The organism is Hoylesella marshii DSM 16973 = JCM 13450 (genome assembly GCF_000146675.1).
GTDB classification, from domain to species: domain Bacteria; phylum Bacteroidota; class Bacteroidia; order Bacteroidales; family Bacteroidaceae; genus Prevotella; species Prevotella marshii.
The window spans coordinates 2,366,709-2,380,771 of sequence record NZ_GL397214.1; the positions used below are offsets into that span (position 1 = coordinate 2,366,709).

Sequence of the window (14,063 nt, forward strand, 5' to 3'; positions counted from 1 at the left end):
TACGAAATGAACAAAATTCATATAAGAAAAGGTGATGAGGTTATCATACTCGCCGGTAAAAACAAAGGTGAGAAAGGTAAAATACTCAAAGTCTTAGTCGACAAGCAACGTGCTATCGTAGAGGGTATGAATATGGTTTCTAAGAGTATGAAGCCATCTGCAAAGAACCCGCAGGGAGGCATTGTTCGACAAGAGGCTCCTATACACATCTCTAATTTAAGTTTGATAGACCCCAAGAGTGGCAAAGCTACTCGTATCGGCATCTCTGTAAAAGAAGATGGTACAAAGGTTCGTATCGCTAAAAAATCTGGGGAGGAAATAAAATAATGGATACAGCACAGTTAAAGAAAATCTATGCGGAGCGTATCGCTCCGGCATTACAGAAGGAATTTAATTATTCTTCGACAATGCAGATTCCTGTCTTGAAGAAAATCGTGATTAATCAAGGATTGGGCGATGCTACTCAAGACAAGAAAATTGTTGATGTTGCCATTAATGAAATTTCTGCCGTCGCAGGCCAGAAAGCTGTGGCAACTTTCTCTAAGAAAGATATTGCCAATTTTAAGCTTCGTAAGAAAATGCCTATTGGTGTGATGGTGACATTACGTCGTGAGCGGATGTACGAATTCTTTGAGAAATTAATTCGTGTAGCCCTTCCACGTATTCGTGACTTTAAGGGAATTGAAAGTAAGTTTGATGGCCGTGGTAATTATACCTTGGGAATCACCGAACAGATTATCTTCCCTGAGATTAATATTGATGCGATAGACCGTATCCAAGGTATGAACATTACTTTTGTAACATCTGCCAAGACAGATGAAGAGGGGTATGCTTTACTGAAGGCATTCGGTCTTCCTTTTAAGAACGCTAAAAACGATTAAAAGATATGGCAAAAGAGTCAATGAAAGCTCGCGAAGTGAAACGTGCACGATTGGTGGCACGTTATGCGGAGAAACGTGCAGCCTTGAAGAAGATTATTGCAACTTCCAATGACATTACTGCTGCTTATGAGGCTGCTCGTAAGTTGCAGAGTATTCCGAAAAATGCAAATCCCATTCGTCTGCACAACCGTTGTAAAGTGACCGGACGTCCAAAAGGATATATCCGACAGTTTGGTCTTTCGCGTATCCAATTTAGGGAAATGGCATCGGCCGGTTTAATTCCCGGGGTAAAGAAAGCCAGCTGGTAGAAAAAGAAAATTACACTTTAATATTGTCGGGGATGTCCCGATTAATTAAACATTTTTTATATGACAGATCCAATAGCAGATTATCTGACAAGACTTAGGAATGCAATTATGGCACATCATCGTGTCGTTGAGGTTCCTGCGTCGAACTTGAAGAAAGAAATCACAAAGATTCTCTTCGAGAAAGGTTACATATTGAATTACAAATTCATTGAAGATGGCCCTCAAGGATTGATTAAGGTTGCCTTAAAGTATAATCCTACTACGAAATCGAGTGCCATTAAGTGTCTGAAACGCGTCTCTACGCCCGGTTTGCGTAAGTATACCGGTTATAAAGACATGCCGAGAGTAATTAACGGATTGGGTATAGCCATTATATCCACATCTCAGGGAGTAATGACAAACAAGGAAGCTGTTGATCTCAAGATCGGCGGTGAGGTGCTTTGTTATGTTTATTAATTGGAGGAATTAGAATATGTCACGAATAGGAAATTTACCAATTAGCATCCCTTCGGGTGTAACCGTTTCACAAAAAGACGGTATTGTTAGTGTTAAAGGCCCTAAGGGCGAACTTTCACAGAAAGTAGACTCCTCTATTAAAGTAAATATTGGCACTGACCAGATTGTTTTTGAAGTAGATGCGAATAGTCCTGTTAATATCAAGCAGAAACAGGCTTTTCATGGTTTATACCGCTCACTGATTAATAATATGGTCATTGGAGTAAGTGAAGGTTATAAGAAAGTATTGGAATTGGTTGGCGTAGGATACCGTGTTTCTAATCAGGGAAATCTGATAGAGTTTACATTGGGATATACACACCCCATTTTTATCCAATTGCCGAATGAGGTCAAAGTGGAGACAAAATCCGAGAGGAATCAGAATCCTCTTTTAATCTTGGAGTCTTGCAATAAGGAGCTGTTGGGGCTTATCTGTGCTAAGATTCGTTCTTTCCGCAAGCCAGAACCTTATAAAGGTAAAGGTATATTGTTCCAGGGTGAAGTTATTCGCAGAAAATCTGGTAAGTCTGCTTCGGCCAAATAACTTAAATAATTATTTGTAATTATGACAACAAAGAAAGTAGAAAGACGAATCAAGATTAAATATAGAATTCGTAAGAACGTTAATGGAACTGCAGAACGCCCTCGCATGAGTGTATTTCGTAGTAATAAACAAATCTATGTTCAAATAATCAATGATTTGACCGGCCAGACTCTTGCATCTGCATCTTCATTAGGGATGGAAACCATGCCGAAGATTCAACAAGCACAGAAAGTGGGCGAATTGGTAGCAGAGAAGGCACAGGCCGCAGGTATCACCACCGTAGTCTTCGACCGTAATGGATATCTCTATCATGGCCGTGTAAAAGAATTGGCTGATGCAGCCCGTAAGGGAGGACTTAATTTCTAAACGATTATGGCAATGAATAGAGTAAAAATAAATAGTGATGTTGAGTTGAAAGACAAGTTAGTTGCCATCAACCGCGTTACGAAAGTAACAAAGGGTGGCCGTACTTTCACATTTGCTGCCATCGTTGTTGTTGGTGATGGTAACGGTGTCATTGGCTGGGGACTTGGTAAAGCCGGTGAAGTAACGGCGGCTATTGCAAAGGGCGTAGAATCGGCCAAAAAGAATTTGGTGAAAGTTCCTATACTGAAAGGAACTATACCTCATGAGATGGAAGTTTCTTACGATGGTGCTAAGGTCTTTTTAAGGCCTGCAGCAGCCGGTACAGGAATGGTTGCCGGAGGTGCAATGCGTGCCGTGCTGGAGAGTGCCGGAGTAACGGACGTTCTTGCAAAGTCTAAAGGTAGCAGTAATCCGCATAATTTGGTAAAGGCTACGATATTGGCTCTTAGTCAAATGCGTGATGCTTATATTGTTGCCGGTGATCGTGGTATCAGTATGGATAAAGTATTTAGAGGATAAGGAGAAACAGTATATGGCAACAATAAAGATCAAACAGATTAAGAGTAAGATAGGTGCCCCAGTAGACCAAAAGCGCACTTTGCAAGCCTTGGGCCTGCGCAGAATCTCACAAGTTGTTGAGAAAGAAGATTCTCCTGTTCTTCGGGGTATGATTCGTAAAGTTCACCATTTGGTGACTGTTGTTGAATAGTTTATCTTTTAAAAGAACGATTATGAAATTAAATAATTTACGGCCGGCAGAAGGCTCCACACATTCACGTCGTCGTATCGGTAGAGGAACAGGTTCTGGACTTGGAGGTACTTCTACTCGTGGACATAAAGGTGCCAAGGCTCGTTCCGGTTATAAGAGGAAAATTGGATTTGAAGGTGGTCAGATGCCTTTACAGCGTCGTGTGCCCAAAGCCGGATTCAAAAATATCAATCACAAGGAGTATGTGGCTGTCAATATTTCAAAATTACAAAAGCTTGCTGAGGAAAAGAATCTCACCAAGATCGGTCTGCTTGAGTTAAAAGAGGCGGGTCTTACGAATGGTAAGATGTTGGTGAAGATTCTCGGCAACGGTGTTTTGAAAGCAAAGTTGGATGTAGAGGCCAATGCTTTTTCTAAGACTGCTGAAGAAGCTATTAAGGCAGTAGGTGGTAATGCAACAATAATCTAAGACAATGAAGAAATTAATTGAGACACTAAGGAACTGTTGGAAGATTGAGGATTTGCGTCAGCGTATCCTTATCACGCTTCTATTTACGGCTATTTACCGTTTTGGCTCGTTTGTGGTACTTCCCGGTATCAACCCGAGTCAGTTGGAAAAGTTACAGTCGCAAACCAGTGGCGGATTGATGTCACTTTTGGATATGTTCTCTGGTGGGGCATTTTCTAATGCTTCTATCTTCGCGTTAGGTATTATGCCCTATATCTCAGCTTCGATTGTCATGCAGATTCTTGCCGTTGCTGTACCTTATTTCCAAAAGATGCAGCGCGAAGGTGAAAGTGGCCACAAGAAGATTAATTGGTATACACGTATCCTGACGGTAGCTATCCTATTGTTCCAGGCTCCTTCGTATCTGATTAATCTGAAGTTGCAAGCAGAAAGTGCACTTGCGGGTGTTTCATGGCAGGTCTTCATGATTCCAGCAACCATTATTTTGGCTGCCGGGAGTATGTTTATCCTATGGTTGGGTGAACGTATTACCGATAAAGGTATAGGTAACGGAATATCTATCATTATTATGATTGGTATTATTGCTCGTTTACCTCAAGCCTTTATTCAGGAGGTTAGTTCACGTTTTACAGCTATCACCGGTGGTGGCCTTGTGATGTTTATCATAGAAATTTTGATTCTTTATGCTGTTGTCTGTGCTGCGATATTGTTGGTGCAGGGAACACGAAGAGTTCCGGTTCAATATGCAAAACGTCTTGTGGGTAATACCCAATATGGAGGTGCTCGACAGTATATCCCGTTGAAACTATTTGCTGCTAATGTGATGCCAATTATCTTTGCACAAGCATTGATGTTCATTCCACTGACTGTTGTGAGATATTCTTCTGGCAGTGCAGGAACTTTGCTTAGTTCATTGATGGACAATCGGAGTCTACTATATAATATAGTATATGTGATTCTGATTTTGGCTTTCACCTATTTCTATACGGCAATAACCCTTAATCCGCATCAGATGGCAGAAGATATGAAGCGTAACAATGGCTTTATACCGGGTGTTAAGCCTGGGCATGATACCGCTGAATATATAGATACCATTATGACTCGAATTACTTTGCCGGGAGCTCTGTTTATTGCATTTATTGCCATTATGCCCGCATTGGCAGGTCTGTTAAATGTACAACAGGGATTTTCGCAGTTCTTCGGAGGGACATCTCTCTTGATTCTCGTTGGTGTTGTGATGGATACATTGCAACAAATTGAGTCTCATTTGATGATGCGGCATTATGACGGTCTGTTGAATGCTGGACGTACTCGCAACAGTAACATGTCTGCCTACTAAAGTACTTCAGAAGAATGAAAATATTTCTGAAGACGGACGATGAGATAGAATTGATGCGACGTGCAAACCAACTTGTTGGACGTACGTTGGGTGAATTAGCAAAGCATATCAAGCCAGGTGTAACGACTCTCTACTTGGATAAAATAGCGGAAGAGTTTATTCGAGACAATGGAGCGATTCCAACGTTCAAGAATTTTCCTAATCCACTTGGAGAACCGTTTCCTGCAAGCATCTGTACCTCTGTCAATGAAGTCGTTGTTCATGGAATACCGGATGAGAAAACGGTGTTGAAAGAGGGCGATATTATTTCGATTGATTGCGGAACGTTGCTCGACGGTTTTAATGGAGATTCATGTTATACCTTTTGTGTGGGTGAGGTTTCTCCTGAAATCACACAATTGCTGAAGACCACAAAGGAGTCTCTCTATTTGGGTATTGAGGCTGCAACGGCAGGAAAGCATTTAGGCGATATAGGACAAGCGATTCAAGACCATTGTGAGACGCAAGGTTATGGTATCGTGCGTGAACTAACGGGTCATGGAATAGGTCGTGAAATGCATGAGGCACCTCAAGTACCGAATTATGGGAAATGTGGCAACGGCGTATTGCTGAAAGCAGGAATGTGTATAGCTATTGAACCGATGGTAACATTGGGTAGTCGCCATATTTGTATGATGCCTGATCGTTGGACAATCTGTACACAAGACAGAAAACCTGCTTGTCACTTCGAACACACCATTGCTATAAGAAAGGGCAGACCTGAAATTTTATCGTCGTTTGAAGAAGTAGAACGTTTAGAAGGAATAATAGATTAAATATGGCAAAACAGTCCGCAATAGAACAAGATGGAACAATTGTAGAGGCTCTTTCCAATGCAATGTTTCGGGTAGAATTGGAGAATGGTTGTCCCATTACAGCGCATATCTCAGGTAAGATGAGAATGCACTATATTAAAATCCTGCCGGGTGACAAAGTAAAGATAGAGATGAGTCCTTATGATTTGACAAAAGGAAGAATCGTATTTAGATACAAATAAATTAAAGTATATGAAGACAAGAGCATCGTTAAAGAAACGCACACCCGACTGTAAGATTGTTCGTCGTAAAGGTCGCTTGTTCGTTATCAACAAGAAGAACCCTAAGTATAAGTTACGTCAGGGCTAATTCAATTTGTAATGAGTAGGTATTCTCCTGCTCCCTAACAAGAATAGTTTAACTTTATCAAATTAATTATTAACAATGGCAATAAGAATTGTTGGAGTAGATTTGCCCCAGAATAAGCGTGGCGAAATCGCATTGACCTATGTCTATGGCATCGGTCGAAGTAGTTCAGCAAAGATATTGGATAAAGCCGGCGTAAGCCGCGACTTGAAGGTCAGCGAGTGGACTGACGACCAAGCAGCTAAAATCCGTGGAATTATCAGCGCTGAATTCAAAGTTGAAGGTGACCTTCGCACAGAGGTTCAAATGAATATCAAACGACTGATGGATATTGGTTGTTATCGTGGAGTTCGTCATCGTAACGGTCTTCCTGTACGCGGTCAAAGCACGAAGAACAATGCTCGTACCCGTAAGGGAAAGAAGAAGACTGTTGCTAATAAGAAGAAAGCTACTAAATAGCATTTAACGGAGAGTTGAAAGTAAGGAGTGAACAGAGTCAGACTCTGATAACTTAAGACTTGAGACTTGAAACTTAAAACTTAAAAGATTATGGCAAAGAAACAAGCAACATCAAAGAAAAGGAATGTAAGAGTTGATGCTATTGGACAGCTTCATGTACATAGCTCTTTTAATAACATTATTGTATCTCTTGCAAATAATGAAGGGCAGATTATTTCATGGTCATCTGCCGGTAAAATGGGATTCCGTGGTTCAAAGAAGAATACGCCGTATGCAGCCCAAATGGCAGCAGAAGATTGTGCGAAAGTAGCTTTCGACCTCGGTCTCCGCAAAGTGAAAGCGTATGTTAAAGGACCGGGTAACGGACGTGAATCAGCGATTCGTGCAGTGCACTCTTCGGGTATTGAAGTAACTGAGATTATTGATGTTACACCGCTGCCCCACAATGGTTGTCGTCCTCCTAAGCGTCGTCGTGTATAATTATCAACATCAATCAATAAGCACATTTAAATATTATGGCAAGATATATAGGTCCGAAATCTAAAATTGCACGTCGTTTTGGTGAACCCATCTTCGGTGCAGACAAAGTTTTGTCCAAGAGAAACTTCCCTCCTGGACAGCATGGCAACAATCGTCGCAGGAAGACTTCCGAGTACGGTGTCATGTTGGCAGAGAAGCAGAAAGCTAAGTACACGTATGGTGTGCTTGAGCGTCAGTTCCGTAATATGTTTGAGAAAGCAGCCAAGGCCGATGGTATTACCGGTGAAGTATTGTTGCAGAATTTGGAAAGCCGTCTCGATAACGTCGTTTTCCGTATGGGCATTGCCCCCACACGTGCTGCGGCTCGTCAGCTCGTAGGACATAAGCACATTGTTGTCGACGGACAAGTGGTAAACATTCCTTCTTACGCTGTAAAGCCTGGGCAGGTCATCGGTGTTCGTGAGAAATCGAAATCTCTCGAAGTCATAGAAGAGGCTTTGGCCGGCTTTAACCATAGCAAGTACCCGTGGATAGAATGGGATAACAACTCCAAGAGTGGCAAGTTCCTGCATAAGCCCGAACGCGCCGATATCCCTGAAAGCATTAAGGAACAGTTAATCGTTGAGTTGTACTCTAAATAAATCATTGAATTAATGGCGATATTAGCATTTCAAAAACCTGATAAAGTAGTAATGCTGGAGGCTAATGACAAGTTCGGCAAGTTCGAGTTTCGTCCTCTTGAGCCTGGTTTTGGGGTTACCATAGGTAATGCCCTGCGCCGCATTCTTCTTTCATCGCTGGAAGGTTATGCCATCAACACCATGCGTATCGGTAGTGTTGAGCATGAATTTTCTTCCATTCCCGGTGTGAAGGAGGATGTTACCAACATAATCTTGAATTTGAAGCAAGTAAGATTCAAGCAAGTAGTAGAAGAATTCGAGAATGAGAAAGTCAGCATTACCGTAGAGAATTCCACGGAATTTAAAGCCGGTGATATTGGCAAGTATTTGACTGGATTTGAAGTGTTAAACCCTGATTTGGTGATTTGTCATTTAGATGCCAAAGCCTCCATGCAGATTGACCTCACTATTAACAAAGGCCGCGGTTATGTAACGGCCGATGAAAATCGTGAGTTCTGCACTGATGTGAATGTCATTCCCATCGATTCTATCTACACCCCTATCCGTAACGTCAAATACACAGTAGAGCCATATCGTGTTGAACAGAAGACAGACTATGACAAACTCGTGATAGAAGTCGATACGGACGGTTCCATTCAGCCGAAGGATGCGCTGAAAGAAGCAGCAAAGATTCTCATCTATCATTTCATGTTGTTCTCCGATGAAAAGATTGCACTCGAAAGTCCTGATGTCGAAGGCAATCAGGAGTTTGATGAAGAAGTCTTGCACATGCGTCAACTGTTGAAGACACGCCTTGTGGATATGAACCTCAGTGTGCGCGCCCTCAACTGCCTGAAAGCCGCCGATGTCGAAACATTGGGCGACTTGGTGCAGTACAACAAGACCGACCTGCTCAAGTTCCGCAACTTCGGTAAGAAATCGCTTTCAGAGCTTGATGATTTGCTCGAGAGTCTGAATCTTACGTTTGGAACAGATATATCCAAATATAAATTAAACCAAGATTAAATGGAGTAGAGTAGGGCAGTAGGCAGGCAATCCTACCTTTCCATGAGGGTGGAGTGGGGCGATTCCTCCGCTGCTTTGACTACCTAAAATTGTAGACAAACAATGAGACACAATAAGAAATTCAACCATCTGGGTCGTACTGCATCTCATCGTGATGCCATGCTCGCAAACATGGCTATCTCGCTGATTATGCACAAAAGAATCACTACGACCCTTGCCAAAGCCAAGGCTTTGAAGAAATATGTGGAACCGCTTATCACGCGTTCAAAGGATGATACCACAAATTCGCGCCGTGTAGTATTCCGCTATTTGCAAAACAAGTATGCTATCACCGAACTCTTTAAGGAGGTGGCAGCCAAGGTCGGTGACCGTCCGGGCGGATATACACGTATCATTAAGCTCGGTACACGCCAAGGAGATGCCGCTCAAATTGCGTTTATCGAGCTGGTAGACTTCGACGAGAATATGGCGAAGACTCCTAAAGCAGAGGCTAAGAAGACACGCCGCAGTCGCCGCAGCAAGGCAACAGCTGAGCCAGCAGCCGTAGCAGAATCCAAAGCTGAGGCACCTGTCGAAGAAGCACCTGCAACAGAACGGGCCGAAGCACCTAAGGCAGAATAAATCGCTGTAGAGAAAGCTCATTATTATAAAATCCCTCAAGGACATTAGTTCTTGAGGGATTTTTTGTCCTTCCAACTCTCACGGAAGACCCTACTTTTCATATCTACACGAGTTCGGGATAAGAGAATTTCATCCAATAGCCTCTTTGGGACTTACAGTTTGGATAACCTTATCCCGAATTCGCGTAAGTGATGGAGGATTGAAGAGTACCCCACCTCCGTCGCCCTGTCGGGAACTATTGCGCTTCGCTGGATGGCAGCGGTTGAAAACAAAGGCTTGTAGGCTTCGCATCAATTGCATGGTGCCGGCAGAGGCTCAATCCGTTCCGTAGAGTGCGCGACTTACTCTGCCCACAAGTCGTATCCCGTTCCGGTGGTCTGCTCGCCGTCTTCCCAATCGTCGTCATCGAAGTCGTCGGGCTTGGCCAGAACTTCGTCCTCGCCAACGGAGTGCGATGCGATACATCCTTATTAATCATGCATATGGAAATGAAATAAAATAAAATAAAATGGTCGTCCGCATCTACAAAAGATATGATTTGTGACGAGAAAGATTGCCGACCTTTCCACGGACGAACTGTGTCTGTACCACGGACAAATGCCATCTGTATAGGGTACGGATGCCGACATCAGCGTTTGAGTATCAACATGCCCAAGCGATGGGTAACGTGTTTCCGGTCGAGCGTGCGAACGGTGTACACGCCATTTTTAAGCATCGACACGTGGATGATGCCCGCTTGAATGGGGCGCGTGGCTACGATCGTTCCTGTCATACTTTCTATGACGACGTATTCGGCATCGACCAGCTTCACATCGTCGGGCAGACGGAGCGTCCGGCCATCGGTTGGCAAAAATGTCAACGTCGGCGAAAGTCGTTTCTCGCTCATCTGCAAGGGCTCGCTTTCGTTTCCGTATCTGTCCATGGCCGTCACTGCAAAATAACGGTTGGCTGCCGAGGGAATCTGCAAATACGGTGTCGTCAGCCGCGGGGCTATTAGGTTTCGCGCATCGACAACATCCACGGGGTAGACCGACGAGGCATACACATTATATAATAGATAGGGCGCGCCGCTGTGGTCGGTTGCCCCGCTCCATCGCAACGTGATGCTGCCTGCGGATTCCACCGTCTGAAACCGAGTGGGCGCAGCTGGTCTGCGGGCATAGAGCCATGGCATCGACGGTACGAGAGCAGGATAGAGGTCGAAACGGTCGGCAGTGAAATCGTATATTCCTTTCACGTTGTCGGTGAGGAATTTCCCGCGGAAGAAAGCATGCCCCAGACCATTTTGCCGCAGCACAGCCATCTCGCGCGTGATGACATCCGGTGCCCAATTCTTTTCTTTCGGATGCAGGAAGTAAATACCCAAACCGGGGGCTACTATCTTGCCTGCGGCCGACTCTGCCCAGTCAATAGCGAAAGGATAGAACTGCTCGTCCTTGAAATACATCATGGGGAAGACCTCGTCCATCCAGCCCTCACGCATCCAGCCTTGCACGTCTTGGCAAACCGTGGTGTAGGCATTCCACCCGTGACTCCAAAAGCGGGTTAAGTCATCGCGCTTGCCAATAGGTGCACAGCTGAGCTTAACCCAAGGCTTCAATGCCTTCACACGCTCATGCACGGCGCGCACGATATGGGTGATATGCGCCCTCCCCTGCGCTTTGTTCACTTTCGCCGGCCATGTCTCCGGGTAGCGGATGTAGTCGAGATGAATGCCGTCTACATCATAATTCCTTGTCACTTCCGCGCAAAGGTCGGCAAGGTAGTCGGCGGTCTCGGGAAGTTCGGGGTTCATGAATCCCTCTGCGCCTGCTTTGCGAAGCATCTTGTGACGATGGCGACGCAGTTGCCGACACCCGTAAGCATCCCACTTTCCAATGGGGATTGTCACTATCCACGCATGTAGTTCCATGCCGCGTTTGTGGCATTCATCAATAGCAAACTGCAGGGCATCATACCCCGGCGATTTGCCCGGGAGTCCCGATAGGCATCCATCCCACGGCTCTATCTGAGAGGGGTATATCACCGTTGCGCGGATGCGTGTCTGCAAAAGTACGGTGTTGATGTTGGCGCGTCGGTATCGGTCGAGCAACTGTCGCAGTTCCTGCTTCTGCCGCTCGGCCGAAGTGGAAGATTGGGCATAGGAATGCGGCCAATCCAAACCACCGATGGTTGTCAGCCATACGGCGCGAACCTCCCTTTTGGGATATGAAGATTGAGAGAAAAGACTGAGGAAAAAGAAAAGAGATGCGAGGGTTGCTGATAAACGCTTCATGCTGGAAAAAGAGAACGAGATGTGATTATTGCATGCAAAGTTATGAATAAATTCCGGTATCTCAAATTAATTATGTACTTTTGTGCTGGCTTCAAAAACGTCTTAGACGCAAGAGCCATCCACATGAAAATTAATTTGAAAACGCATCATGAACAGAAAAATCTTATTGCTCTCGGCCTTGTTAGCCCTTACGCTGACAGCCAACGCACAGTTTGAAGAAGGACGGAAGTATGCCGGAGCCTCGCTCTCGGGCTTTGACCTGAGTTATAACAGTTCGGAAAAGATGAATCTCGGCGTGGAAGCTCTGGCCGGCTATTTCTTCACAGACGACTGGATGGTGTTGGGTAAAGCCTCGATACAACATTCGGGTAACAAAGACGTGCCGACTTATTTAGCTGCCGGTATCGGTGCGCGCTATTATATCATACAAAACGGCCTCTATCTCGGTGCCAATTGTAAACTTGTGCATGCCCGGCATAACTACAACGACGTGATGCCCGGCGTAGAAGTCGGATATGCTTTCTATATCAGCAAAACGGTAACGATTGAGCCGGCTCTTTATTATGATATGTCGCTGAAAAGTCAGAAAGACTATTCCACCGTTGGCGTGCGAGTAGGCTTCGGCATTTATATCTGACCTATTAAAAGAGAACGCCTTGAGTCTCTCTATCGGTATGTTGTTGTCGTCACTGACTTTGTTTTCTTCGCCCGTGCACTATTCTATCGCTCTGGCGGGTAACTTCGGCGAGCCACGTCTGAACCATTTCCACGGCGGTATCGACATAAAGACCGGACAGGTGGAGGGGAAAGCTGTCTATGCCATCGGCAACGGTTATGTGAGCAAAGCCATTGTGGGGCTCTATGGATTGGGCTTGGCCGTTTACGTGAAGCATCCGCAAGGGCAGACCAGCGTTTATTGTCATCTGAACCGTTTTGCCACTCCCATCGCGGCATGCGTGAAGCAGTGGCAATACCGGCATCATTCCGATAAAGGAGAAATGCAGTTCCGACCTACAGATTTACCGGTGGCGGAAGGGCAGTTGATTGCTTTCAGTGGCAACTCGGGTGCTAGCCAAGCTCCGCATCTTCATTTTGAGATACACGATTCTCAAAGTTGGGATATGTTAGACCCGTTAGACTTTATCGGCGCATCCGTAGTCGATTCCATGGCACCGCTTGCTCATGCGTTCATAGCCTATCCCATGGGTGGCACCTTTTGCGGGTCGACTAAGAAACAGAGCTTTGGCTTCTCTTCCCAGCATCTTACGCGTAAATTCACGGCATGGGGAAAGGTGGGTTTCGGCCTTTGGGGCAACGACTACATGGAAGCAACTTACAATAGATACGGGTTGCGCGAGATAAAGCTGTTGATGGATGGCCGGCAGGTGTTTCATAGCAATCTTAGCAGGATTCCCGTTGGTGTTAGTAGGCAGGTAAACGCTTGGGGAGATTACGACCATTTCCTACGTTACAAGATATGGTATCTGCGTGCTTTCGTGCCGGAGGGCATTACGTTGCCAGCCCTTTCCACCGATAAGGATAGAGGTATCTGCAACTTCAACGAAGCGCGCGACTATCACATGACATTCCTTGTGGCCGATGCAAAGGGAAACAGTCGTGAATATACATTCACAGTAACAGGGAAGGAAACACCTGCGCCTGCAGCGAAGACCTTCGATACATTCCGGCAATTGCGATACAACGTGACGAATCTTATCCAACAGCAAGGTGCCTATCTCATCGTTTCACCGCATCGTCTACCACACGACGTAGAGTTATCTCCCACACGTTTGCCTCAGCCCCATTCGCTCTCAGATGCTTACCGCTTCCATAACGTTTCGCTGCCACTGTTCGGACGGAGTTCTATTTGCATACGACTCAACCGAAAAGTACCCGACAAGTCTAAACTCTACATCCGCAGCAAATTCATGCCTACCCGTTTCTTGGGTGGTATATACAAAGACGGTTGGGTAACGACCGGCGTGCGAGAATTGGGCGACAGCTACGAGATTGCCTACGACGATGTTCCGCCTCTTATCCATCCTGTTGCCATGCATACATGGAATGGCAGCCATATCCTAAAGTTCGGTATCACCGACACGGGTAGCGGCCTCAAGCATTACGAGGGATACATAGACAACCGCTTTATACTCTTCGAGCAAGTTCCTAAAAGCTCGTGGGTGAAATGCAATCTCAGCGATACTCCAATTACACCCACCGGAGGGTTGCATACTTTAAAGTTCATAGCTACAGACAATAGAAACAACAAACAAACGTTTATAACAAAAGTCATCTATTAAAAACAATACTA

The 14,063-nt window shown here is 45.0% G+C and carries 21 protein-coding genes; 20 read left to right on the forward strand and 1 reads right to left on the reverse strand.

The window, feature by feature from the left end; translation table 11 throughout:
* The first annotated feature begins 6 nt into the window (after positions 1-6).
* From rplX to rplQ, 18 genes are all read left to right on the forward strand, one after another.
* Entirely contained in the window at positions 7-327 is a 321-nt protein-coding gene (gene rplX, locus HMPREF0658_RS09760) for a 50S ribosomal protein L24 (protein WP_006950513.1), read from the forward strand.
* Positions 327-881, forward strand: a complete 555-nt coding sequence (gene rplE / locus HMPREF0658_RS09765; RefSeq protein WP_006950514.1) for a 50S ribosomal protein L5 — start codon at positions 327-329, stop codon at positions 879-881. The genes rplX and rplE overlap by 1 nt, the downstream gene beginning before the upstream one ends.
* A 5-nt stretch (positions 882-886) precedes the next feature.
* A complete protein-coding gene (gene rpsN, locus HMPREF0658_RS09770; RefSeq protein WP_006950515.1) occupies positions 887-1,189 on the forward strand; it encodes a 30S ribosomal protein S14 in 303 nt (100 codons plus the stop codon).
* 60 nt (positions 1,190-1,249) lie between these two features.
* Positions 1,250-1,645, forward strand: coding sequence for a 30S ribosomal protein S8 (gene rpsH, locus HMPREF0658_RS09775; protein ID WP_006950516.1), 396 nt, complete (start codon positions 1,250-1,252; stop codon positions 1,643-1,645).
* Between the two features lie 16 nt (positions 1,646-1,661).
* Complete coding sequence (gene rplF, locus HMPREF0658_RS09780) at positions 1,662-2,228, forward strand: 50S ribosomal protein L6 (RefSeq protein ID WP_006950517.1); 567 nt, start codon at positions 1,662-1,664, stop codon at positions 2,226-2,228.
* A gap of 21 nt (positions 2,229-2,249) precedes the next feature.
* Positions 2,250-2,594, forward strand: coding sequence for a 50S ribosomal protein L18 (gene rplR, locus HMPREF0658_RS09785; protein WP_006950518.1), 345 nt, complete (start codon positions 2,250-2,252; stop codon positions 2,592-2,594).
* Positions 2,595-2,600: 6 nt separating this feature from the next.
* Entirely contained in the window at positions 2,601-3,113 is a 513-nt protein-coding gene (gene rpsE, locus HMPREF0658_RS09790; RefSeq protein ID WP_006950520.1) for a 30S ribosomal protein S5, read from the forward strand.
* A 13-nt stretch (positions 3,114-3,126) separates the two neighbouring features.
* The gene (rpmD, locus tag HMPREF0658_RS09795) at positions 3,127-3,303 is read left to right on the forward strand and encodes a 50S ribosomal protein L30 (protein ID WP_006950522.1); all 177 of its coding nucleotides are present in this window, start codon (positions 3,127-3,129) and stop codon (positions 3,301-3,303) included.
* 22 nt (positions 3,304-3,325) lie between these two features.
* The gene (rplO, locus tag HMPREF0658_RS09800; protein ID WP_006950524.1) at positions 3,326-3,772 is read left to right on the forward strand and encodes a 50S ribosomal protein L15; all 447 of its coding nucleotides are present in this window, start codon (positions 3,326-3,328) and stop codon (positions 3,770-3,772) included.
* Positions 3,773-3,776: 4 nt separating this feature from the next.
* Positions 3,777-5,111 (forward strand): preprotein translocase subunit SecY, encoded by a 1,335-nt coding sequence (secY, locus tag HMPREF0658_RS09805; protein WP_006950526.1) that lies wholly within the window; start codon positions 3,777-3,779, stop codon positions 5,109-5,111.
* Between the two features lie 14 nt (positions 5,112-5,125).
* On the forward strand, positions 5,126-5,926 hold the full coding sequence (gene map / locus HMPREF0658_RS09810) for a type I methionyl aminopeptidase (protein ID WP_006950527.1): 801 nt from the start codon (positions 5,126-5,128) through the stop codon (positions 5,924-5,926).
* Between the two features lie 2 nt (positions 5,927-5,928).
* A complete protein-coding gene (infA, locus tag HMPREF0658_RS09815) occupies positions 5,929-6,147 on the forward strand; it encodes a translation initiation factor IF-1 (RefSeq protein WP_006950528.1) in 219 nt (72 codons plus the stop codon).
* 10 nt (positions 6,148-6,157) lie between these two features.
* On the forward strand, positions 6,158-6,274 hold the full coding sequence (rpmJ, locus tag HMPREF0658_RS11170; RefSeq protein ID WP_006950529.1) for a 50S ribosomal protein L36: 117 nt from the start codon (positions 6,158-6,160) through the stop codon (positions 6,272-6,274).
* 75 nt (positions 6,275-6,349) lie between these two features.
* Complete coding sequence (rpsM, locus tag HMPREF0658_RS09820) at positions 6,350-6,730, forward strand: 30S ribosomal protein S13 (protein ID WP_006950530.1); 381 nt, start codon at positions 6,350-6,352, stop codon at positions 6,728-6,730.
* Positions 6,731-6,820: 90 nt separating this feature from the next.
* Entirely contained in the window at positions 6,821-7,210 is a 390-nt protein-coding gene (rpsK, locus tag HMPREF0658_RS09825) for a 30S ribosomal protein S11 (protein WP_006950531.1), read from the forward strand.
* 35 nt (positions 7,211-7,245) lie between these two features.
* A complete protein-coding gene (gene rpsD, locus HMPREF0658_RS09830; RefSeq protein WP_006950532.1) occupies positions 7,246-7,851 on the forward strand; it encodes a 30S ribosomal protein S4 in 606 nt (201 codons plus the stop codon).
* A gap of 12 nt (positions 7,852-7,863) precedes the next feature.
* The gene (locus tag HMPREF0658_RS09835) at positions 7,864-8,856 is read left to right on the forward strand and encodes a DNA-directed RNA polymerase subunit alpha (RefSeq protein ID WP_006950533.1); all 993 of its coding nucleotides are present in this window, start codon (positions 7,864-7,866) and stop codon (positions 8,854-8,856) included.
* Between the two features lie 102 nt (positions 8,857-8,958).
* Entirely contained in the window at positions 8,959-9,477 is a 519-nt protein-coding gene (rplQ, locus tag HMPREF0658_RS09840) for a 50S ribosomal protein L17 (protein WP_006950534.1), read from the forward strand.
* A gap of 628 nt (positions 9,478-10,105) precedes the next feature.
* On the opposite strand, the gene HMPREF0658_RS09845 is transcribed toward rplQ, so the two are convergent.
* Positions 10,106-11,752 (reverse strand): glycoside hydrolase family 10-like protein, encoded by a 1,647-nt coding sequence (locus HMPREF0658_RS09845; protein ID WP_006950537.1) that lies wholly within the window; start codon positions 11,750-11,752, stop codon positions 10,106-10,108.
* A gap of 148 nt (positions 11,753-11,900) precedes the next feature.
* Between HMPREF0658_RS09845 and HMPREF0658_RS09850 the strand changes: the two genes are divergently transcribed.
* Both HMPREF0658_RS09850 and HMPREF0658_RS09855 read left to right on the forward strand, forming a co-directional pair.
* The gene (locus HMPREF0658_RS09850; RefSeq protein ID WP_006950538.1) at positions 11,901-12,389 is read left to right on the forward strand and encodes an outer membrane beta-barrel protein; all 489 of its coding nucleotides are present in this window, start codon (positions 11,901-11,903) and stop codon (positions 12,387-12,389) included.
* Positions 12,390-12,408: 19 nt separating this feature from the next.
* Positions 12,409-14,052, forward strand: a complete 1,644-nt coding sequence (locus tag HMPREF0658_RS09855) for a M23 family metallopeptidase (RefSeq protein WP_024990910.1) — start codon at positions 12,409-12,411, stop codon at positions 14,050-14,052.
* Positions 14,053-14,063: the final 11 nt, after the last annotated feature.